Annotated in this window: 13 protein-coding genes; 11 read left to right on the forward strand and 2 right to left on the reverse strand. The window is 50.0% G+C overall.

Annotation, left to right across the window (positions count from 1 at the left end; genetic code table 11):
* Positions 1-196 precede the first annotated feature (196 nt).
* The 11 genes from zwf to ACFQNF_RS11115 all read left to right on the forward strand — a co-directional run bounded on the left by zwf (position 197) and on the right by ACFQNF_RS11115 (position 20,279).
* Positions 197-1,651: a glucose-6-phosphate dehydrogenase gene (zwf, locus tag ACFQNF_RS11065; protein WP_380188032.1), complete on the forward strand. Its 1,455-nt coding sequence runs from the start codon at positions 197-199 to the stop codon at positions 1,649-1,651.
* Between the two features lie 65 nt (positions 1,652-1,716).
* Positions 1,717-2,418, forward strand: a complete 702-nt coding sequence (pgl, locus tag ACFQNF_RS11070; protein ID WP_380188033.1) for a 6-phosphogluconolactonase — start codon at positions 1,717-1,719, stop codon at positions 2,416-2,418.
* Positions 2,419-2,561: 143 nt separating this feature from the next.
* Positions 2,562-3,413 carry a transcriptional regulator HexR gene (gene hexR, locus ACFQNF_RS11075; protein ID WP_380188034.1) on the forward strand — a complete coding sequence of 284 codons (852 nt, stop codon included), beginning with the start codon at positions 2,562-2,564 and terminating at the stop codon, positions 3,411-3,413.
* A 37-nt stretch (positions 3,414-3,450) separates the two neighbouring features.
* On the forward strand, positions 3,451-5,097 hold the full coding sequence (pgi, locus tag ACFQNF_RS11080; RefSeq protein ID WP_380188058.1) for a glucose-6-phosphate isomerase: 1,647 nt from the start codon (positions 3,451-3,453) through the stop codon (positions 5,095-5,097).
* Between the two features lie 286 nt (positions 5,098-5,383).
* On the forward strand, positions 5,384-8,044 hold the full coding sequence (gene aceE / locus ACFQNF_RS11085; protein ID WP_380188035.1) for a pyruvate dehydrogenase (acetyl-transferring), homodimeric type: 2,661 nt from the start codon (positions 5,384-5,386) through the stop codon (positions 8,042-8,044).
* Between the two features lie 99 nt (positions 8,045-8,143).
* Positions 8,144-9,802 carry a dihydrolipoyllysine-residue acetyltransferase gene (aceF, locus tag ACFQNF_RS11090; protein ID WP_380188036.1) on the forward strand — a complete coding sequence of 553 codons (1,659 nt, stop codon included), beginning with the start codon at positions 8,144-8,146 and terminating at the stop codon, positions 9,800-9,802.
* Positions 9,803-9,966: 164 nt separating this feature from the next.
* Entirely contained in the window at positions 9,967-11,745 is a 1,779-nt protein-coding gene (gene lpdA / locus ACFQNF_RS11095) for a dihydrolipoyl dehydrogenase (RefSeq protein WP_380188059.1), read from the forward strand.
* Between the two features lie 263 nt (positions 11,746-12,008).
* The gene (locus ACFQNF_RS11100; RefSeq protein ID WP_380188037.1) at positions 12,009-16,835 is read left to right on the forward strand and encodes an EAL domain-containing protein; all 4,827 of its coding nucleotides are present in this window, start codon (positions 12,009-12,011) and stop codon (positions 16,833-16,835) included.
* A 113-nt stretch (positions 16,836-16,948) separates the two neighbouring features.
* Positions 16,949-18,088 carry a response regulator gene (locus ACFQNF_RS11105; protein ID WP_380188038.1) on the forward strand — a complete coding sequence of 380 codons (1,140 nt, stop codon included), beginning with the start codon at positions 16,949-16,951 and terminating at the stop codon, positions 18,086-18,088.
* Positions 18,089-18,184: 96 nt separating this feature from the next.
* Positions 18,185-18,709, forward strand: a complete 525-nt coding sequence (locus tag ACFQNF_RS11110; RefSeq protein ID WP_046350971.1) for a glutathione peroxidase — start codon at positions 18,185-18,187, stop codon at positions 18,707-18,709.
* Between the two features lie 274 nt (positions 18,710-18,983).
* On the forward strand, positions 18,984-20,279 hold the full coding sequence (locus ACFQNF_RS11115) for a lytic polysaccharide monooxygenase (protein WP_380188039.1): 1,296 nt from the start codon (positions 18,984-18,986) through the stop codon (positions 20,277-20,279).
* A gap of 335 nt (positions 20,280-20,614) precedes the next feature.
* Here ACFQNF_RS11115 and ahpF read toward each other — a convergent pair whose 3' ends face one another.
* Both ahpF and ahpC read right to left on the reverse strand, forming a co-directional pair.
* On the reverse strand, positions 20,615-22,159 hold the full coding sequence (ahpF, locus tag ACFQNF_RS11120; RefSeq protein ID WP_380188040.1) for an alkyl hydroperoxide reductase subunit F: 1,545 nt from the start codon (positions 22,157-22,159) through the stop codon (positions 20,615-20,617).
* A 162-nt stretch (positions 22,160-22,321) separates the two neighbouring features.
* The gene (gene ahpC, locus ACFQNF_RS11125) at positions 22,322-22,885 is read right to left on the reverse strand and encodes an alkyl hydroperoxide reductase subunit C (protein WP_380188041.1); all 564 of its coding nucleotides are present in this window, start codon (positions 22,883-22,885) and stop codon (positions 22,322-22,324) included.
* Between the last annotated feature and the right edge of the window lie 86 nt (positions 22,886-22,971).

Below are 22,971 nucleotides of genomic sequence, written 5' to 3' on the forward strand. Positions count from 1 at the left end.
AAATTTGATTTCATTGCGCTGCATCAATAGTCAACATTTACACAGGGTTAACATTCTGCGCTACGTGTAAACCCCCATCATTCATGAGCCTTGGCGAATTTCGTTTGCACCGCTATTTAATGGTGTAGTAAGATTACAAAGTCTTACGTGCCCGCCAAGGCCCGAAAACCGATATTAAGAACAAGGACTCTCGCGGATGACCCCGATTGACGCTTTCGACATGGTGCTGTTCGGCGGCACTGGCGACTTGGTAATGCGTAAACTGCTGCCAGCGCTGTACCACCAACATCAAGAAGGCAATCTGCCCCAAGAAGGGCGCATTGTCTGTTTGGGCCGCAGTGTTCCAGATACTGCTGCCTACCTCAAAAAAGCCCATGCTTTGGCCGTTGGCTACTTAGGCAGCCACTATAACGATGCCGATTGGGCCACGTTTGCTGCACGTATTGAATACTTGCAGCTGGATGCCAATCATCCCGCAGAATTCAGTAAGCTAGCTGATGCACTCAATACGTTTCCAAAACGCGTTCGCGTATTTTATCTGTCAACTGCGCCTGATTTATTTGCCCCGATTTCCAAGAGTTTGTCCGAAGTTGGCCTTGCTGCCGGCAACGCCCGCGTCGTGCTTGAAAAACCATTGGGACACGATTTAGCGTCATCAAACAAGATTAATGACGAAGTCGGTGAATATTTCCAAGAACATCAAATTTATCGAATCGACCATTATCTGGGCAAAGAGCCGGTTCAGAACTTAATGGCTTTACGCTTTGCCAATACCTTGCTTGAGCCGCTCTGGCGCAGAGAATGGATACGCGACGTACAAATTACCGTTACCGAGCAAGTAGGCGTTGAATCACGAGCTGACTTCTACGATAAAACCGGCGCATTGCGCGATATGGTGCAAAACCATCTCTTGCAACTACTGACCATTGTTGCGATGGAGCCACCCGCATCGATCGATGCCGATGCCGTACGTGATGAAAAGCTCAAAATTTTACGCGCCTTAAAACCGCTCACAACCGAAGACGTTCACACCAAGGTTGTTCGTGGTCAATACCGCGCAGGTGCAGTAGATGGCAAACCTGTGCAAGGCTACCTGACCGAGCCTGATGTTCCGGCCCATTCAAAAACCGAAACCTTTGTGGCCCTTAAAGCAGAAATCCAGACTTGGCGCTGGGCGGGTGTACCGTTTTATCTACGCACAGGTAAGCGCTTATCCGAGCGCCTTGCCGAGATCGTGATTAATTTCCGCGAAACCCCGCACTCCATTTATGGCCGCACAGCCAGCACACCAAATCGCTTGGTTATTCAGCTACAGCCTGCCGAATCTGTACGTCTTTATATGATGGCAAAAGAGCCGGGCAATCAAGGTCGTTTACGCCCTGTGCATCTGGATATGGATTTCAAAGAAATCTTCCAAACTCGCAGCCCGGAAGCATACGAGCGCCTGTTGCTTGATGTGATTCGCGGTGATCTATCGTTATTTGTACGCCGTGACGAGCAACGCGCAGCCTGGAAATGGGTTGAGCCTATTATCGACAACTGGGAAAGCAGCCCGGATGGCCCTAAGCCGTATACTGCCGGCACCTGGGGCCCTGCTGCCTCATCAGCCCTGCTATCGCGCGACGGCCTTTGCTGGCACGAAGAAGCTTAATTAAAATTGAGACTATAAAGCGGGCCAGTTTTCTGGCCCGTTCTTTCATTATCATGAGGTAAAACATGTCATCACTGTCATGGCACGAATATTCGTCAAAAGACGAATTAGATCATCAATTGGCTGATTTTATCGCTGAGCAATTAAGTACAGCCATTGCGGCGCGTGGTCAGGCAGGAATTGCAGTATCGGGGGGAAGAACCCCTGCCGGCATGTTTAAAGCCTTGCGAGTAAAAGAATTAGACTGGTCAAAAGTAGTTATTACACTGGCTGACGAGCGCTGGGTTGCACCGGACCATGCAGACAGCAATGAGCGCCTTACCCGCGAAAACCTGCTGCAAGATAAAGCTGCTAAAGCAACATTTATTTCTCAGGTATCAAGTGTAGCCACCGCCCACGAAGGCCAAAAAGAAATCGAGGCCCGCCTTGCTGCCCTGCCCTCCCCGCTGGATGTGCTGATTTTAGGCATGGGAGATGACGGCCATACTGCATCGCTCTTCCCCAATGCTGCCGAGCTGGAAGCCGCCTGCGTATCTGACGCACTTTGCGCTGCAGTCATTCCACCAGCAGCGCCGCATCAGCGCATTACGCTCACTTTGCCTACACTGGCAAAAGCCCGTTCGGTAATCGTACATATCACTGGCGACAGTAAAAAAGCATTATTACAAGCGGCCTTGCTTGAGCAAAAACCAGCCACTGAGCTATTCCCGATCCGCCGTGTGCTGGATAAGTGTAATGGACTCAAACAGGTATTTTGGGCTACTTGATACTTCCCTAGGGCGGCATCTGCGTGCGAAGTTTATCTCGTTCAGCAATATTGCCTTGGCTCCCAAGCTTCATGTGCCATGGTGGGTTAGCCAAGCCAAAAACGCTGGGCTACCCCACCCTACAAATTGTGTGAGAAAAATACATGCTCGAACGTATCAAGGCCGCACTCGATAGCCTCAGCAAATCAGAACGCAAAGTGGCAGAGCTGGTGCTTGAGCAACCTAATCTGGTGGCTAATGCACCCATTGCGCAAATTGCCGACTTAGCGCTGGTTTCACAACCCACCGTGATTCGCTTCTGTCGCTCACTCAACTGCTCTGGCTTGCAGGATTTCAAGCTGCGTCTTACACGCAGCTTGGTGTCTGGCGTGCCTTATGTGCACTCTATGGTGAGCCGTGATGATTCGGCGCACGATCTGTCACGCAAATTATTCGACAATAATATTTCACATTTGCTGCGCTGCCGTAATGAACTCGATACCGAGGTCTTAGAGCGCGCCATTACCATTATGTCGAATGCCAAAAAGATTGAAGTCTACGGCCAGGGGCAATCCGGTGCGGTAGCCATTGATGCGCAGAACAAGTTTTTTCGCTTAGGCGTGCCCACCGTTTCCTACACCGATCCGCACATGCACGGTATGAGTGCATCGATGCTCGGGCCGGGGGACGCGGTTGTGGCTGTTTCTAACTCGGGCCGCACACTCGATTTACTGCGCTCGGTAGAAATTGCCCGTGACGCCGGGGCCGATGTCATCGGTATTACCCATTCAAAATCGCCATTAGCCAAGCGTTGCTCGCTTTGTCTTTATGCCGACACGATGGAAGACCCCGATCTTTACACTCCAATGATCACTCGTATTGTGCACTTGGTGATTATCGACGTACTCGCCGTAGGCGTAGCACTCAGACGCGGACCAGAACTCATAGACCAGCTCGAAAAAATGAAGCGCAGCCTCAAAGAAAAACGTGTTCGTGGTCATGACAACTACAGCTGATTTTTAAGGACTCATTTACTTCATGCCAAACCACACCATGCCTAAGCTCACACAATCACCAGCGTGGCTTGCTCTAGATGAGCACTTCAAAGAAGTGTTCCCTTTGCATTTACGTGATCTGTTTAACGACGATCCGCAGCGCTTTGAGCAGTTTTCTATTGAATCGGGCGGCTTGTTTTTTGATTACTCAAAAAACCGCATCACCGCCAAGACAATGACTTTGCTCATGGATCTGGCCCGTCAGTCCGGGCTTGAAGATCGCATCAAAGCGATGTTTTCCGGGCAAAAAATCAATACCACAGAAAACCGTGCCGTTTTGCACACCGCCCTGCGTAATCTCGACAAAAACCCGCTGATGGTTGATGGCGAAGATGTCATGCCCAAGGTGAATGCCGTTAAAGAAAAGATCGGCGTTTTCTCAGATAAAGTGCGCTCGGGTGAATGGCTGGGTTACACCGGCAAGGCTATTACGGATATTGTAAATATCGGTATTGGCGGCTCAGATCTTGGCCCGCTGATGGTTTGCCAGGCGCTCAAAGATTACGGCCACAAACGCCTGAAAATGCACTTTGTTTCGACAGTTGATGGCGATCAGGTAATTTCTACATTAGCCGAACTTAACCCAGAAACTACACTCTTTATTATTTCATCCAAAACATTTACCACTCAGGAAACGCTGACCAATGCCCGCACATCGCGTGCATGGTTTGTAAAAGCCTCGGGCGATGAAAAGCATATTGCCAAACATTTTGTAGCCGTTTCAACCAATGCCAAAGCAGTTAGTGAATTCGGCATTGATATCAACAATATGTTTGAGTTTTGGGATTGGGTCGGTGGCCGCTATAGCCTATGGAGCGCAATTGGTTTACCCATTGCTATTTATCTGGGCAAACATAATTACCAAGATTTGCTGCATGGTGCATACACCATGGATCAGCATTTCTGCAGTAAACCATTAGAGCAGAATTTACCGGTCATTATGGGAATGCTCGGTGTTTGGTATATCAATTTCTTTGGTGCCAGCACCCAGCTTATTTCGCCTTATAACCAATCTCTTTATCGATTCCCAGCTTATTTGCAACAGCTGGATATGGAATCAAACGGTAAAACGGTTGATTTGAATGGCAAACGCGTGAATTATCGCACCGGACCTGTTGTATGGGGCGATACCGGCATTAACGGGCAGCACGCTTATTACCAGTTATTGCATCAGGGCAGCCAAATCGTACCCGTCGATTTTATTGCCACCATAGAGCATCCCGATATTCCTGAGCCGCACAATACGATTCTGATGGCCAATGTATTTGCCCAGACAGAAGCATTTTTGCGCGGTAAAAATGAAGCAGAAGTCCGGGCAGAATTAGATAAACAAGGCATTACCGGCGAAGCCCAAGATGCTTTAGTTCCACATAAAGTATTTGAAGGCAATCGCCCGACTAACACCATCTTAATGCAGCGCTTATCACCGCGGCGTTTAGGTGCGCTGATTGCCCTGTACGAGCACAAAGTGTTTGTACAAGGCACGGTCTGGAATATTAATTCCTATGACCAATGGGGAGTAGAACTCGGCAAGCAATTGGCAAAAGCCATCGAAGCCGATTTAACTACCCCCGGCTTGACCACTAACCACGATGCTTCGACCAACGGTCTGGTGAATTATTACAAGCGAAATACTCCCCGTTAAACGGGATGTATCTATACATGCCTATTACAATGCAGGCCTTTTAAAGCAGGCTGATCCACACAATCAGCCCGCCTCCGCAGATTAGCGGCCTGCCGGACTTAAGACTGATCTACTGCGGGAAAGCCGGATTTGGCCATATTTCACGCATTTTCTTGTTGAATAGCCAGCTATTCGCCTCAAAAATGCATGTTGCTGTCTCAAACCGATCTTTCCCTCGCTACGATCGCCTAAGCCCGACAGACCGCAAAGTGCGGATAATTAACCCACTCACAAGGTAGAGAGACCAATGGCAGAGCAGCTTCATGACCTCGATCCCCAAGAAACGCAAGAATGGCTAGAGTCGCTCGATAGCGTCCTCGAAAAAGAAGGCGCAGAGCGCGCCCATTTCTTGGTTGAAAAGCTAGTCGATCACGCACGCCAAGATGGCGTCAATATTCCGTATACCGCTACTACAGCTTATATCAATACGATTCCGGCACACCTGCAAGCCAAGCACCCAGGCAAGCCTAATCTGGAAGAACGTATTCTGGCTTACACCCGCTGGAATGCAGCGGCGATGGTAGTTAAAGCCAATCGCGACGAAGCAGAGCCGGGCGGCCATATTTCTTCATTCGCCTCCGCTGCCACTTTATACGATATCGGCTGGAATCACTTCTGGCATGCGCCTTCAGAAAACCACGGCGGCGACTTAGTTTACTTCCAAGGTCACTCTGCGCCAGGCGTTTATGCACGCGCTTTCCTTGAAGGCCGCATTACCGAAGATCAACTGAATAAATTCCGCCGTGAAGTAGAAGGCGGTGGTTTATCGTCCTATCCACACCCTTGGCTAATGCCTGATTTCTGGCAGTTCCCAACGGTATCGATGGGTCTTGGCCCACTGATGGCGATTTACCAAGCACGCTTTATGAAGTACCTAGACGATCGTGGCTTTAAGCAAAAAGGCGATCGTAAAGTTTGGTGCTTCTGCGGTGATGGCGAAATGGACGAGCCAGAATCTCTGGGCGCGATTTCCCTAGCTGGCCGTGAAAAGCTCGACAATCTGATCTTTGTGATTAACTGCAACTTGCAGCGCCTTGATGGCCCAGTACGCGGTAACGGCAAAATCATTCAAGAGCTGGAAGGCGATTTCCGTGGCTCTGGCTGGAATGTGATTAAAGTAGTCTGGGGCACAGGCTGGGATGCCATCCTTGCTCAGGACAAAAAAGGCCTGCTGCAAAAACGCATGATGGAAGTAGTCGATGGTGAATACCAGACTTACAAATCCAAAAACGGCGCTTATGTACGCGAACACTTCTTCGGTGCTTACCCAGAATTGCTCGACTTGGTTGCGGCCATGTCGGATGACGATATCTGGCGTCTGACCCGTGGTGGTAACGATCTTTATAAAGTGTACGCAGCTTATAAAGCCGCTTCTGAGCACAAAGATCAACCAACGCTATTGCTCGTTAAAACCGTAAAAGGTTTTGGCGTAGGCGCGGCAGGCGAATCGCAAAACGTAGCACACAACACCAAAAAGTTATCCGATACCGATCTGCTTTACCTGCGTGATCGCTTTAATATCCCGCTGACCGACGAAGAAGCGATTGCTTGCAAATTCTACCGCCCTGCTGACGATAGCCAAGAGCTGAAGCATATGCACGAGCGCCGTTCGGCACTTGGCGGCTTTGTGCCATCCAGAAAGCCAATCGACGAGCCACTCGAAGTACCCGGCCTAGACGCATTGCAAAGCTTATTGGGCAGCAGCGGTGAGCGTGAAATGTCCACCACCATGGCCTTTGTTCGTATCTTGAATACCTTGGTTAAAGACAAAAAAATCGGTAACCGCATCGTCCCTATCGTGCCAGATGAATCGCGCACCTTTGGTATGGAAGGCATGTTTCGTCAGTTGGGTATCTGGTCGCATGTGGGTCAGTTGTACGAGCCACAAGATGCCGATCAACTGATGTTCTACAAGGAATCCAAGACCGGCCAAGTATTGCAGGAAGGGATTAACGAAGCCGGTGCGATGAGCGATTGGATTGCTGCGGCAACCTCCTACGCCAACCACGGCGTCACCATGATTCCGTTCTACATCTACTACTCGATGTTTGGTTTCCAGCGTATCGGCGACTTGGCATGGGCAGCGGGCGATTTACGCGCTCGCGGCTTCTTGGTCGGTGGTACAGCGGGCCGCACTACGCTGAACGGCGAAGGCTTGCAGCACCAAGATGGTCACGGTCATCTGTTTGCTGAGTTTATCCCGAACTGCGTGTCTTACGATCCAACCTTCGCTTACGAGCTGGCGGTGATTGTGCAAGACGGTATGCGCCGCATGTATCAGGATCAGGAAAACATCTATTACTACCTGTCAGTAATGAATGAAAACTACAGCCACCCAGCCATGCCAGAAGGCTCGGCCGCAGGCATCCTGCGCGGTATGTATATGTTCCAAGAAGGCAGCAAAGACGCTGCACTGAAAGTGCAGCTGATGGGCTCAGGTACGATCTTCCGCGAAGTGATCGCTGCGGCAGACCTGCTGAAAGCCGATTTCGGCGTGGATGCAGATATCTGGTCTTGCCCAAGCTTTAACGAACTGCGCCGTGATGGTATGGCGGTTGAGCGTCACAATATGCTCAACCCAATGGCAGCGCAGCAAGTGCCTTATGTTACGAGCTGCCTGACTGGTCGTACCGGCCCTGTGATTGCGGCAACCGATTACAAACGTGCGTTTGCTGATCAAGTACGTGAATACGTGCCTGCTAAATACGTTGTGCTGGGTTGTGACGGTTATGGCCGCTCCGATTCACGTAAAGCATTGCGTAGCTTCTTTGAAGTGGATCGCTACCACGTTGCGATTGCTGCACTGAAAGCACTGGCTGACGAGGGCAAAATTCCTGCTGCGAAAGTAGCAGAGGCCCTCGAAAAGTACGGCATTGCAGCCAACCGCCCAGCGCCTTGGACCGTGTAAAGCAGTGAGACGTTGTCTTAAGCAGCACGCTTAAAGACAAGGAGAAGGGATTCGTCCCTTCTCCCCTCTCACTCCATACCCCTCACAGGATTCGTATATATGAGCACATTGATTGAAGTAAAAATCCCCGACATCGGCGGCCACGAGGGCGTTGAAGTGATCGAGGTTTTTGTAAAAGTTGGCGATACCATTGAAGTAGAGCAATCACTGATTACACTCGAAACCGACAAGGCAACGATGGAAGTGCCATCGACCCACGCCGGTGTAGTAAAAGAAATGAAGATTAAAATTGGCGATAAAGCCTCTGAAGGCAGCGTTGTTTTGTTGCTAGAAGCCGCAGATACCGCCAGTGCAGCAGCACCTGCAGCGGCTCCCGTTGCAGCTGCGCCTGCTCCAGGTTCAGTCCCAGCGCCCGCTCCTGTAGCAGCTGCTCCAGCTCCGGCAGCGGCTCCCGTAGCCAGCGTTGCCAGCAGCATCGAAGTGCGCGTACCGGATATCGGTGGCCACGATGCAGTGGATGTGATCGAAGTGTTTGTAAAAGTTGGCGATGTGGTTGAGAAAGAACAATCACTGATCACGCTAGAAACCGACAAAGCCTCGATGGAAGTGCCGTCCCCTGAAGCGGGTGTAGTTGAAAGCATCACGCTCAAAGTCGGCGACAAAATCAGCGAAGGTGGCTTGATTCTGGTACTGAAAGGCACTGCATCAGTAGCCGCAGCACCGGTGGCTGCAGCCCCTGTCGCTAGTGTTGCGGCTGCAACACCTGCGCCGACTCCAGTTGCAGCACCTGCTCCTGTTTCAGCTCCCGCAGCAGCGCGTCCGGTTGACGAAGCCAGCTTCAAAAAATCCCACGCATCGCCTTCGATTCGCAGCTTTGCGCGTGAATTGGGCGTTGATCTGAGCCGCATCACCGGCACAGGGCCTAAGGGCCGTATTCTGCATGGCGATGTACAAGCTTATGTAAAATCAGTCATGAGCGGCCAAGCTGCAGCGCCAAATGCGTCAGCAGTGGGCACAGGCTCTGGCCTTGATCTGCTGCCATGGCCAAAAGTCGATTTCGCCAAGTTTGGCCCGATCGAAACTAAGCCGCTAACCCGCATCCAGAAGCTATCTGGCGCTAATCTGCACCGCAACTGGGTAGTGATCCCGCACGTGACGTTTAACGACGAATGCGATATCACCGAGCTGGAAGAATTCCGTAAATCCATCGGTAAAGAGTGGGAAAAGAGCGGCATGAAGCTCTCGCCACTGGCCTTTATTATTAAAGCCGCGGCTGAAGCGCTGAAAGCCTTCCCTACCGTTAACGCCAGCCTCGATGGCGACAATTTGATCTTAAAACAGTATTACAACATCGGCTTTGCAGCTGACACGCCAAATGGCTTGGTTGTACCTGTTATCAAAAATGTCGACCAAAAAGGCCTGAAGCAAATCGCTAAAGAATTGACCGACCTTTCCGCTCTAGCGCGTGAAGGAAAGCTCAAGCCTACCGATATGCAAGGCGCAACCTTTACCATTTCTAGCCTTGGCGGCATTGGCGGCACTAGCTTTACGCCTATCGTCAACGCCCCTGAAGTGGCGATTCTTGGCGTGTGCAAATCACAAGTTAAGCCGATCTGGAATGGCAAAGAATTTATGCCTCGCCTAATGTGCCCATTGTCGCTGTCCTTCGATCACCGCGTCATCGACGGCGCAATGGCCGGCCGCTTCACCGTGCAACTCGGCAAGCTCCTAAGCGACATCCGCCGCTTGGTGTTGTAAGCAGACAAAGATCTGTAGACACAGAGAAAAAATGAGAACACGGAGCACACAGAGAAAAACAGAGATTAAGGTTTTCTCCGTGTTCTGCTTTTAAGCTCTGTGTGCTCTGTGTCTACAGAATTTTTAGACGTTCAGCCCCTTGCACAGATCAAATGGAATAAATGATGAGCAATCTAATCGAAATTAAAGTCCCCGATATCGGCGGCCATGACAATGTGGATATCATCGAAGTCTTCGTTAAAGTCGGCGACACGGTGGCCGTTGAAGAATCCTTGATTGCGCTGGAAACCGACAAAGCGACGATGGAAGTGCCTTCCACTCACGCGGGTGTAGTCAAAGAAGTCAAAGTCGCCGTGGGCGGCAAAGTATCCGAAGGTAGCTTGCTGGTGGTTCTGGAAGTAGCCGCGACTGCCACAGCGACACCAGCCGCAGCGCCAAGCCCAGCCCCTGCAACGGCTGCCGCAGCACCACAAGCCGCTCCCGTTGCTGGCAGCCACACAGGTGCCGCAGATTACGAATGCGAAGTCGTGGTACTCGGCGGTGGCCCCGGTGGTTACTCCGCCGCTTTCCGCTCTGCCGATCTGGGCATGAAAACCATCGTCGTTGAGCGTTTTTCTAAGCTGGGCGGTGTGTGTTTAAACGTCGGTTGTATTCCTTCTAAGGCACTGCTGCACAATGCGGCGGTGATTGATGAAGTGAAACACTTGGCAGCCAACGGGATTAAATTTGGCGAGCCAGAGATCGATATCGACGCACTGCGTGGCTTTAAAGAAAAAGTAATTGGCAAGCTGACTACGGGCTTAGCCGGTATGGCCAAGGCACGTAAAGTAGAATTCGTACGTGGCGTGGCACGCTTTATTGATCCTCACCATATGGAAGTGCAAATCACTTCGGGTGACGGCAAAGAAGTTACGGGGGAAACCAAAATCATCAAGTTCCAGAAAGCGATTATCGCTGCTGGCTCTTCGGTATTTAAGCTGCCCTTTGTACCGAACGATCCACGCGTGGTCGATTCAACCGGCGCGCTGGAGCTGAAATCTGTCCCCAAACGCATGCTGATTTTGGGCGGCGGAATTATTGGTCTGGAAATGGGCACGGTTTACTCCACACTGGGCGCACGCCTTGATGTGGTGGAAATGCTCGACGGCCTGATGCAGGGCGCGGATCGCGACCTCGTTAAAGTATGGGAAAAATGGAATGCCCATCGCTTTGACAACATCATGCTCAAGACCAAAACTGTCGCACTTGAAGCCAAAGAAGACGGCATCTGGGCCACATTCGAAGGTGAAAACGCCCCGAAAGAGCCGCAATGCTACGACCTCGTGCTACACGCAACGGGCCGTGTGCCTAACGGCGGCAAAGTCGGCGCAGAAAACGCCGGTGTGATCGTCACTGATCGCGGCTTTATCCCCGTCGACAATCAAATGCGCACCAATGTGCCGCATATTTTTGCGATTGGCGATTTGGTTGGCCAACCGATGCTGGCGCACAAAGCCGTGCACGAAGCGCACGTTGCAGCTGAAAACGCAGCGGATCACAAAGCCTTCTTTGATGCCCGCGTGATTCCTGGCGTGGCTTATACCGATCCGGAAGTCGCCTGGGTGGGTGTCACCGAAGATGAAGCCAAGAAAAATGGCATCAACTACGGTAAAGGCGTATTCCCATGGGCCGCATCTGGCCGTGCTATTGCCAATGGCCGTGACGAAGGCTTCACCAAGCTGATCTTTGATCAAGACACCAAGCAAATCATCGGCGGTGCGATTGTTGGCCCACATGCTGGCGATATGATCGGTGAAATCTGCCTTGCCATCGAAATGGGTTGCGATGCCGTGGATATCGGCAAAACCATCCACCCTCACCCAACCATGGGTGAATCGATTGGTATGGCTGCCGAAGTATTTAAAGGCGTATGTACGGATCTGCCTCCGCAGAAAAAGAAATAATTCATTCTTTGCAATAAAAAACCCGGCTTGCCGGGTTTTTTTACGCCATTTTGAATAGAAAGATAACCGCACTTAATCATGTAAACACAGACTCTTTATCGTAAATCAAGCCATAAACTTACAAAATATGCAAAAAATTTACTAATTAATGACCAAAGTACATAAGATTATCTACCATTAAATTACAAGATCCTTGAAGGTTTACCAGACTAACCTAAGCTTAAGGAAGAAAAGTGTGACTACCTTAAGAAGGTGCTCTGGTAATGCCCGCAGCTTTAAGTGAAATAGCCCAACAGCAACTGATCGATCTGATCCCTGCTGGCATTTATTTGTGCAATGCCAGTGGGCAGTGTCGCTATGGCAATACCGCCTTGCTGGCGATGTTTGGCTTATCGCTTGAAGAAAGTCTGGGATATGGATGGCTTAAAAAGCTTCACCCCGAAGATTGCCAGACCGTCCATCAGCAATGGCAGAATGCACTCGCAACCCAAACTGAATTTGAGCTTTCTTTTCGCATTCTGCGGGCCAATCATGAGCTGCGCTATTTACACTCCAAAACGAAGCCACTCTGGGATGCGCATGGCCAAATATCCGGCTATATCGGCAGCGTGGAAGACATCACGGCAAGCCATCAGCTCAGCGAGCAATACGAGCATTGTTTCGATGCCCTGATCAAAGCCTCGCCTGTGCCCAATCTAATTTGCGATACAGCAGGCAAAATCATTTATCTTAATCCTGCCTTTAGCGACAGTTTTGGCTATCAGCTTGATGAAATGCCCAGATTGGCAGACTGGTGGCGTGATACGGATCCTGAACACCGGCATTTACATCAGCAAAACTTACTTTCTAAACAAGAAAACCCTGTTTTCCCAAACCTAGAATTAAGTGTTTGCTGTAAGAATGGCCCTTATAAAACCATTCAAGCCAGCCGCAGCATTTTGCCCCTTCAGACAGGCAAAGCCATTTTGATGACGCTGCATGATTTAAGCGAGCTGAACACCCCGCACCCCAGCTTGCAAGAGCAAGCCCAGCAATACCGGCAATTATTCAACAATGCCGATTTATCAATCTGGAATCAGGACATGACAGCCCTGCTTATCCATCTCACTGCACTTCGTGATGCGGGTATTACCGATTTAGCCGCCCATCTTGAGCACACCCCTGCCGCCCTCATTAATATGATCAGCCTGCTCCGCGTGATCGATATTAATCCAGCCACGCTGGCGCTATTTGAAGGCAGCAACAAAGCCGAATTTATGCAGGGCTTTACCTCTTTATTTGGCGAAGGTGCGCTCGAAGTCATTCGGCAGGAATTAATGGCTTTTTGGCGTGGAGACCGTGTTTTTCGCAGCGAAGTTAATCTCAAGACCTTGCAAGGCAGGCAATTTCAAGCCCTGCTTTCCTACCCGATTCCCTCTTCAATTGAAGAAGCCCGCATTGTGCCGGTCAGCATTCAGGACATCAGCAAGCTCAAAGAAAGTGAGAGCCGCTGGCAATTTGCAATCGAAGGCTCAGGCGACGGACTTTGGGATTGGGATATTCCCTCCAATACGGTTTTTTACAGCCGGCGCTGGAAAGAAATGCTGGGCTTTGCCGAAGGTGAAATCGGCAATCACTATGAGGAGTGGCAAAAACGAGTCTACCCGGAAGATCAGCCTCGGCTGATGGCCAATATCCAGGCACACCTCACAGGCAGCACGCCACATTTTAGCCACGAATACCGCATTCTGAATAAAGATGGCAGCTGGAAATGGATTGTTGATCGCGGCATGGCCGTTAGCCGTAGCGCCGAAGGCTTAGCACTCAGAGTTATTGGCACACAGCATGATATTACCGAAAGAAAGAACAATGAAAACGCACTGTTAAGCAATCAGGCGCAGCTAGCAGGCATGATCGATTCGGCCATGGATGCGATTATCACCACCGATGCCGAATTCAATATTATTTTATTCAACCAATCGGCAGAAAATATGTTCGGCTATCCCGCCAAGCAAATGCTGGGAGGCCCCATTGAAGTGCTTATCCCCACCCAACTTGCAATAAAGCATCGTGAGCTGATGCAGCAATTTGCCAGCCAAGGCAAAGGGCATCGCAAAATGAGCAGTAATACAGGCCGTCAGGTGATGGGTCAGCACGCCGATGGCCATGAGTTTCCCATTGAAGTGGCGATTTCCTATTTACATAATTTAGGCAAACCGGTTTACACCGCCATGGTGCGTGATATCACTGATCGCATCGACTATGAGCTGAGCTTATTGCAGTTAACAACCACTCTGGAGCTGCGCGTCATTGAGCGCACTCAGGAGCTGGAAGCGGCTAAACAACAGGCAGAAAACGCCAATCAAGCCAAAAGCGCATTTTTAGCCAATATGAGCCACGAAATCCGTACCCCGCTCAATAGCGTACTGGGCATGGCGCATTTAGCCCAGCTCACCACTTTAAGCGCCAAGCAAAGCGACTATCTGCAAAAAATCACCTTATCAGGCCGGCATTTGCTGGATTTAATCAACGATATTCTCGATTTTTCTAAAATTGAAGCGGGCAAGTTAGAAATCAATAAGCGCGACTTTTCACTGCCTGAGCTCATTGATAATGTGCATGAACTGATCCAGCAAAAAGCAGAAGAAAAAAACTTATTACTTCGCACCATCATCAGCGAGCAAGTACCACCCTTTGTGCAAGGCGATGACTTGCGCATCAAACAAGTGCTGATTAATTTACTGAGCAATGCGATTAAATTTACCGAGCAAGGCACGATTACCCTCGCTATTGAGCATGATCCACGCGGCCACATCACATTTAGCATCCGGGATACGGGCATCGGTATTTCTGCCAGTGCTCAAACCCAATTATTTCAATCCTTTCAGCAAGCAGATAATTCAATCACCCGCAAATATGGCGGCACGGGGCTGGGGCTGGCGATTAGTCGCCAATTAGTCGAGCTGATGGGGGGAGCACTCAGCGTAGAAAGCCAATTAGGCGAAGGCAGTGAGTTTAAATTTTGCCTCGATCTTCCTGAAATCCAGGACCTGCCCAAGCCGCTGCCGCATTGGTCAAAGAACAAAGCCAATGAGCACTTTTTAATTGGAAAGCGCATTCTGCTAGCCGACGATCACCCTTTTAACCAGCAGATTGGCGCTGAGTTACTCGAAATAATGGGTGCCGAAGTGAGCATTGCCAATCATGGCCTAGAAGCCATTTTGCTGGCAGAGCAAAGCCACTTTGATGCCATTTTGATGGATGTGCAAATGCCTGAAATGGATGGCATTACCGCCTGCCAGATACTTAGAAAAAAACCTGAATTTGATGATCTCCCTATTATCGCCATGACCGCAAATGTATCAACCGACTATCGCCAGCACTGCCTCAGTGCCGGTATGAACGACTTTATCGGCAAGCCCGTGCAGGCAGAAAAGCTTTATCAAACGCTGGCTTACTGGCTAGGCGATCAACAACAAGCCGCCGAAATAGATACCGAAGAATTACCGCCCACGGCAAGCAGCGATGAGCAGGCCCTGCTCATTGATCTAAGCGAAATGCAAAATATGCTGGGCGATGATCCAAAGCGGCAAAGCAAGTATTGCGAAAAATTTGCCCTATCCATTCAGGAAGGGCTTAGCCATATCAGCCAGGCCAAGCTCAATGTGGTGCAAATTAATCTGGAATGTCACCGGCTTAAATCAATTGCCCGCACCGTTGGCGCCATGCTGCTGGGCAAGCAATTAGCCATGATGGAGCAAATCAATCAGACCATTAGCCCGGCGCTGCTGCTAAGCCATATTGAGCAACTTCATCTGTTGTTTCAGCAGACTTGCCAGCATTTACAGCATATCGGCTTACTAGGCAGCAGGCCGGCCGCCTCTGCTCAAGAGAGCCAGCAAGCCATCAGTATCCTGCTGGTCGACGATGATAAATTTATGCTGGACGTTATCCAGCAGCATTTAAACGATTTAGGCATCAACCAAGTCACGCCCATTCTGAGTGCAAAAGCGGCCTTGCTCAGGCTAAGGCAAGCACCGCTGCCCAACTGGATATTTTGTGATTTGCAAATGCCGGATATGGATGGCGTTGCCTTTTTACGCCAGCTTGGATCGCTGCATTACACAGGCTCTATCGCCATTCTCTCTGCGCTGGACAGGCAAGTACTGAAGGCCGCCGAATTACTCGCTCATTCTTTTAATTTAAAGCTGGCAGGCGTGCTAACCAAACCTGTTAAAAAAGACGAGCTGGCCGCACTTTTATTACAGCAGCCCGCCCACTCGGCGATTTCGCAAGCCCATAGCAAGCCGCCTGAATTGCAGCTGCTTGAAGAGGAGTTGCGCCACGGGCTGGCTTGCGGAGAGGTGGAGCTGTACTACCAGCCCAAGGTCAGCACCAAGGGGCGCATTGTGATTGGTGCTGAAAGCCTGGCACGTTGGCGGCACCCTACACGCGGTTTACTCGGGCCGCATTTATTTGTGCCGGCCATCGAAGCACTTGGCCTGATTGACGAGCTGACCTTCTGCGTACTGCGCATTGCCGCCCGCCAGCTAAGGGAATGGCTGGATCAGGGTGAGCAAATCAAGCTATCGATCAATGTATCTATGGGTAATCTGCATCGGCTTGAGCTGCCCGATTTATTTACCAAAGTGCTTCAGGAGCATGGCATTAGCCCGGAATCGATTACGCTGGAAATCACCGAAACCCAGCTCTCGCATGATTATGTGCTGAGTCTGGATATCCTGACCCGCTTACGCATTATGGGTTTTGGTTTATCGGTAGACGATTTTGGCACCGGGTTTTCCACCATGGAGCATCTCATCCAGATTCCCTTTACCGAGCTCAAAATCGACAAAGCCTTTGTGCGCGGTGCAACGCAAGATTTATCCGCCAAAACAATACTGGAGCACAGCGCAGATCTTGGCCGGAAATTTGCACTCAACCTTGTAGCAGAAGGTGTTGAAACACAAGAAGACTGGGATCTGGTCGCCATGATTGGCTGCCATGAAGTACAAGGCTATCTGATTGGCCACCCCATGCCCGCCAGCGATTTTATGCTCTGGAAAAAAAACTGGGAGTCGGGTGGCCGGGAGTACAGCGCCAGCGCATAAAGGCAAAAAAATCGATTGAATCAGCAAAACATTTTGTAATCCACTCCTCACCCACTCGCCATTTTCTAGCAAGGCTTGCTTAGCCAAGTGCTTACTTTTACAGGATAGAGATCATGAACAATCAAGAAAAGCCACTGGTCCTCATTGTTGATGATGATCTCTTTATGCTGGATTTTATCTTTGATGCCTTAAGCGAAACATGCAATGTGATCACGGCGGAAAACGGCAAGGCCGCGCTCCAACTCACACAACAACAGCGCCCAAAACTAGTATTAGCCGATGTCATCATGCCCGAAATGGATGGCTATGAATTATGCCGCCAGATTAAAAGTGATTTTGATATCAGCGATACTCCGGTGCTGTTTTTATCTGCGCTGGACGGTATTGAAGATCGCCTGCAAGGCTTTGATGTAGGTGGAGAAGATTTTGTACTAAAGCCTGCTAACCCCAAAGTATTACAAGCCAAAGTAGCCCATGTTCTGCAATTAATTGAAGAGCGGCAGCAATTAAAATCTCAAGCACAATACGCCACCAATACCGCCATGATGGCCATGACCAGCATGAGTGAAACGGGCCTGCTAATCGAAGGCCTCAAGCATTTTAACCGCTGCAACACCCCTGTGGAGCTCGCCAAGTCTTTGCTCAATGCCCTCGCTTTATTTGAAGTGGATAGCGTGGTTGAGTTTTTATTACCCGCCGGAAAATCTCTTGCCGTCAATACGCGCGGGCCAGCCAGTGCACTGGAAACATCCATCTTGCACCATATGGCCACGATGGATCGCATCACCCAGTTTAAAAGCCGGATGTCGATTACTTTCCCGCATATCCGCACCCTGATCTGCAATATGCCCGAGCACGATCCTGATCGCTGTGGCCGGCTGCGCGATCATCTGGCCATTCTGATTGAAGCCACCGAAGCAAAGCTAGAAGCACTCAATACCATGGTGCAAGCCAAACAACAGGGCCTTGCCATTGAAGAAACAATCAGATCGCTCACAGCCGCACTCAGCAAAACCGATGAGCTGCAAAGAAATGGCCGCGCTTCAGCATCGATTATTCTCAATACTGTTACCACACGAATTGAGACTGCTCTGGTCAGCTTACAACTCACCGAGCGTCAGGAAGCCTCATTAATCTCCATACTTCGCAGCGGCCTAGAAGATATTTCAAATACCTTGCATGCCGATGCTGATTTTCAAGACCAGCTCAGCTCGGCCATTAAAGCACTGCAAAGCACGATGAATGAAACATAAAAACCGGGCGGATCACGCATAAAAATATTGCACACCATAAGCAATGACTCACGCAAAATCAGGCTATGCTAAGCAAACCGCCTAAAGGATCTTTCCATGCGCTTACTTGCCCTAATGGTTTTTTGCAGCTCAATCAGCATGGCGGCCTGCCCGCCCTTACTGGATTACCAAAGTAAAACCTTAAAAGGAGAGCCCTTTAATTTATGCAGCTATAGCGGCAAGCCTATTCTGGTGGTCAATACCGCCAGTAAATGCGGCTTTACCCCGCAATTTGATAAGCTAGAAAAAATCTATGCCAAATATAAAGAACAAGGCTTATTAGTGGTCGGCTTCCCCTCTAATGATTTCAAACAAGAGTTAGCCGACAATAAAGAAATCGGCGATTTCTGCCGCCTTACCTACTTTGTAGAATTCCCCATGCTAGAGAAATCCAGCGTGCGCGGCGCAGATGCCAACCCCCTGTTTAAGCGATTAACTGCGGCATCAGATACCTCACCCAAATGGAACTTCTATAAATACCTGATCGCCCCGGATGGCAAAACAGTCACCGCCTATAGCTCAATCACCGAGCCGGACGATAAAGAAATTATAAGTAAGATTGAAGGCTGGCTGAAGAAATAATAAGCAGACTAGGCTTATTTGCCTCTTAGGCAAAACCACCAGAATAGCGACCTTTCGCAGGAGCGGTCTTAGCCGCACAAATGCCCCTTCAGCCATTCGTGGCGGAAGCCGCTCTTACGATACTTCCATTTTACAAACGTAATCTGTAATAAAAATCTAGGGGTTTTATCTAGGCAACCCTAATTGAGTTTTCTCCTCTCTTTCACTAAGCTGATGTCGGTCATTTGGCCCAGATCAAAGACCTAATCCCCTTATAACGATGGATGAGAAAACAATGAATAAATATGCTCTGCCCGCCCTGCTGGCTAGTCTGCTTACCCCGCTTGCCAGCGGCCACGGCACGATGGAAGTGCCGATCAGCCGTATCCTCAGCTGCTTTAAAGAAGGCCCGGAAAACCCAAAATCAGCGGCCTGCCAGGCAGCCGTTGCGCTATCTGGCCCGCAAATGCTGTATGACTGGTCAGGGGTTAATCAGCTTCCTAATGGCAATCACAAAGCCTTTGTGCCAGATGGCCAGCTTTGCGCCGGGGGGAAATCTAATTATGCAGGGCTGAATCTGCCACGCACCGATTGGCCAGTGACACCGATTGCGGCGGACGCCAATGGGCAATTTGATTTTATTTATACAGCCCCTGCTGCACACCAAACCCGCAATTGGCAATTTTTTATCACCAAAGATGGCTGGAATCCTAATAAAGCGCTAGCTTGGTCTGATCTGGAAGAAGCCCCATTTTGCACGCTGGGCAATACGGCCGCAGTCGATAAAAAATATAAACTAAGCTGCCCGCTGCCTAAAAAGACCGGCGTACACATTATTTATAATGTGTGGCAACGTAGCGACAGCGATGAAGCGTTTTACTCCTGCTCCGATGTTAATTTCTCTGGCGCGCTTTCCACCTATAAAGAGCTAGGCCAAATTCGCGCTCAGCAAGATTTAAAAGCCGATACCAAGGTGACCTTCCGCCTGTTTGATAAAGAGGGCCGTGATGTGGAGAGCTTCTCGATCACCACCGGCTATGATCCACAAACTGGCGAAAATATCGCTTTAGCCGTGAACTGGCCTTTCTATCTGGCGCAAAAAGTAAATATCAGCTCGCGCTATATTAGCGTGGGTGTACTGGCGAGCAACGGCAGCGTATCCCCGGTTAAATCGGTGCAGGACAACCGTGTCTATGCCCGCAATAATGGCGAATACAGCTTTAAAATTGATATTGGCGGCGTGATTGTGCCGACACCAAGCCCAACACCTGTGCCGACGCCTACGCCAGTGCCGATTCCGACGCCGGTGCCAACGCCTGTGCCCACTCCGGTTCCTACACCAGTACCAACGCCTGTTCCTACACCAGTTCCAACGCCTATACCGACTCCGATTCCTACACCAGTGCCGACACCGCCGCCATCCAGCAGTTGCGCGCCAGATTGGAAAGCAAGCAGCACTTACGCCACGGTCGATACCAAAGTTAGCCAGAACCTGCGTAACTACCAAAACAAATGGTGGACAACGGGTGAAGAGCCAGCAAAAAGTAGCCAGTGGGGGGTGTGGAAAGACTTAGGCGCTTGCAAGAAGTAAATCTCGTAGGGCGGGTGAAACCCGCCGTTTACGTAGCTTTTAAGACATAAATCTGGCGGGTTTCACCCGCCCTACGAATGATGCAATGCTGTAAGTGAGTAGTAGAAATATGACAAACAGCCGCGAAAACCTTTAAGGTCTTCGCGGCTGTTTTATTTGATGCAGCGCCATTCAATAACTTTCAAGATACTTCATCCGAGCTAAACCTTGAACCACAGAGTAAAACGAGAGCACAGAGCACACAGAGAAACCTCGTTTTCCTCTGTGAAACTCTGTGCTCTCTGTGCCCTCTGTGGTTTAAGACTTTGCCTACTTAGCTTTGAGCTGAAGAGCCACTAACTACGCATCAAATGATCAAATGCACCGAGAGAAGCTTTTGCACCATCACCCATCGCAATCACAATTTGCTTAAATGGCACGGTGGTCACGTCCCCTGCAGCAAATACGCCCGCTAATGAAGTTTGGCCGCGGTTATCCACTTCAATCTCGCCATGCTTACTTAAATCCAGCGTGCCTTTTAGCCAATCGGTATTCGGCAGTAAGCCAATTTGCACAAAAATCCCCGCCAAATCGACTTGATGCGATTCACCGGTTTGGCGATCGGTATATTGCAGGCCGCTGACCTTTTGCCCATCGCCCAATACTGATGTGGTTTGCGCTTGTTTAATCACCACCACATTCGGCAGGCTATAGAGTTTTTTCTGCAGCACCGCATCGGCGCGCAGCTCTGCGCCAAATTCCAGTAAGGTAACGTGTTCTACAATCCCAGCCAGATCAATCGCCGCTTCTACGCCAGAATTACCACCGCCTACTACAGCAATGCGTTTCCCTTTAAACAGTGGGCCATCGCAATGCGGGCAGTAGGCCACACCACGACCACGATATTCTTTTTCCCCTGGCACATTCATTTCGCGCCAGCGCGCACCAGTCGCAATAATCACCGATTTGCTTTTAAGCGTGGCACCACTAGCAAGGCGAATCTGGCTGATGCCGTTTTCATCGAGGCTGAGCGATTCGGCACGTTGCAAATTCATAATATCCACATCGTATTGCTTTACATGCTGCTCCAGCGCCGTTACCAGCTTAGGGCCTTCGGTTTCTTGCACAGAGATAAAGTTTTCAATACTCATGGTGTCCAGCACCTGCCCGCCAAAGCGCTCGGCCACCACGCCAGTGCGAATCCCTTTACGTGCAGCATAAACTGCAGCCGCCGCGCCAGCTGGCCCGCCGCCAATCACCAGTAGATCAAATTGATCCTTGCCTGAAATCGCTTCCGCCTGACGCTCTACCGAGCCGGTATCAAGCTTGGCAACGATTTCCTCAATCCCCATCCGGCCTTGGCCAAAAGCTTCGCCATTTAGATAAACCGAAGGCACTGACATAATTTGCCTTGCGTTGACTTCATCCTGATACAGCGCGCCATCAATCATCACATGGCGGATATTTGGGTTCAGCACCGCCAGTAAATTCAGCGCCTGTACTACTTCTGGGCAATTTTGGCAGGTCAGCGAAATAAAGGTTTCAAAGTGCAGCTCGCCTGGCAGCGCTTTAATTTGCTCAATCAGCGCCGTTTCAATCTTGGGCGGATGACCACCGACTTGCAGCAGGCCCAGCACCAAGGAAGTAAACTCATGCCCCATCGGAATCCCAGCAAAACGCACGCGAGCTTCCTCGCCGACACGGGCAATACCAAAGGAAGGCTTAAGCACGGCATCGTCAAAACGCAGGGTGATTTTGTCTGAAAGCTCGGTGATCTCTTGCAACAGGCTTTTCATTTCTAGCGCAGCGCTGCTTTCATCTACGGAGGCAATCAGCTCAATGGGGAATTGCAGTTTTTCTAAATAGGCAGCAAGTTGGGATTTAATATTTGATTCAAGCATGATGAATTCTCCGAAATAGTTTTTATTGAAAAAGCGCTTTGCGCTGATAGAGAAAAGTGCTTTTGCAATAAAAGCGATAATCGTAGGGCAAAAAAAACCCGCCAAGTTGGGCATGAGATGCTCAAGATTGGCGGGTTGCCCCCGCCCTACGCGTTTAATTAATTAAATCTTGCCCACTAAATCAAGCGATGGAGCCAAGGTGGCTGCACCTGGTTGCCATTTAGCTGGGCAAACTTCGCCTGGATGCTTGGCGATATATTGAGCGGCTTGCACTTTACGCATTAGCTCAGCAGCAGAGCGGCCAATGCCGTTATCGTGGATTTCGCACAGCTTGATCTGGCCTTCTGGGTTGATCAAGAATGTGCCGCGCAGTGCAAGGCCTTCTTCTTCGATCATCACATCAAAATTGCGAGTCAGCGTGCCGGTAGGGTCAGCCAGCATTGGGTAGTTGATCTTTTTGATCGTGTCCGATGTATCGTGCCAAGCCTTGTGGGTGAACTGGGTATCAGTAGAAGCCGAGTAAACCTCTACACCCATTTTTTGGAATTCTGGGTAAAAATCAGCCAAGTCGCCTAATTCGGTAGGGCAAACAAAAGTGAAATCGGCTGGGTAGAAGAACACAATCGACCACTTGCCTTTTAGATCCGCTTCGCTCACTGAAGTGAATTTACCTGCATGGAATGCGTTTACTTTGAATGGTTTAATTTCGCTATTAATCAATGACATGGTGTAGCTCCTAAGTAGAGAAAGTGTTGTTTGTGAAGCAGTGAAGTCATCTTAACCCTCCACCTCCCTTAGGTCTAATTAATAGT

It is taken from the genome of Iodobacter arcticus, from assembly GCF_042664895.1.
GTDB lineage: Bacteria > Pseudomonadota > Gammaproteobacteria > Burkholderiales > Chitinibacteraceae > Iodobacter > Iodobacter arcticus.

What these genes read in the sequence shown, in the direction of transcription:
- zwf (WP_380188032.1), top strand. Translation starts at nt 197, where the DNA reads ATGACCCCGATTGACGCTTTCGACATGGTGCTGTTCGGCGGCACTGGC.
- pgl (WP_380188033.1), top strand. Translation starts at nt 1,717, where the DNA reads ATGTCATCACTGTCATGGCACGAATATTCGTCAAAAGACGAATTAGAT.
- hexR (WP_380188034.1), top strand. Translation starts at nt 2,562, where the DNA reads ATGCTCGAACGTATCAAGGCCGCACTCGATAGCCTCAGCAAATCAGAA.
- pgi (WP_380188058.1), top strand. Translation starts at nt 3,451, where the DNA reads ATGCCTAAGCTCACACAATCACCAGCGTGGCTTGCTCTAGATGAGCAC.
- aceE (WP_380188035.1), top strand. Translation starts at nt 5,384, where the DNA reads ATGGCAGAGCAGCTTCATGACCTCGATCCCCAAGAAACGCAAGAATGG.
- aceF (WP_380188036.1), top strand. Translation starts at nt 8,144, where the DNA reads ATGAGCACATTGATTGAAGTAAAAATCCCCGACATCGGCGGCCACGAG.
- lpdA (WP_380188059.1), top strand. Translation starts at nt 9,967, where the DNA reads ATGAGCAATCTAATCGAAATTAAAGTCCCCGATATCGGCGGCCATGAC.
- ACFQNF_RS11100 (WP_380188037.1), top strand. Translation starts at nt 12,009, where the DNA reads ATGCCCGCAGCTTTAAGTGAAATAGCCCAACAGCAACTGATCGATCTG.
- ACFQNF_RS11105 (WP_380188038.1), top strand. Translation starts at nt 16,949, where the DNA reads ATGAACAATCAAGAAAAGCCACTGGTCCTCATTGTTGATGATGATCTC.
- ACFQNF_RS11110 (WP_046350971.1), top strand. Translation starts at nt 18,185, where the DNA reads ATGCGCTTACTTGCCCTAATGGTTTTTTGCAGCTCAATCAGCATGGCG.
- ACFQNF_RS11115 (WP_380188039.1), top strand. Translation starts at nt 18,984, where the DNA reads ATGAATAAATATGCTCTGCCCGCCCTGCTGGCTAGTCTGCTTACCCCG.
- ahpF (WP_380188040.1), bottom strand. Translation starts at nt 22,159, where the DNA reads ATGCTTGAATCAAATATTAAATCCCAACTTGCTGCCTATTTAGAAAAA.
- ahpC (WP_380188041.1), bottom strand. Translation starts at nt 22,885, where the DNA reads ATGTCATTGATTAATAGCGAAATTAAACCATTCAAAGTAAACGCATTC.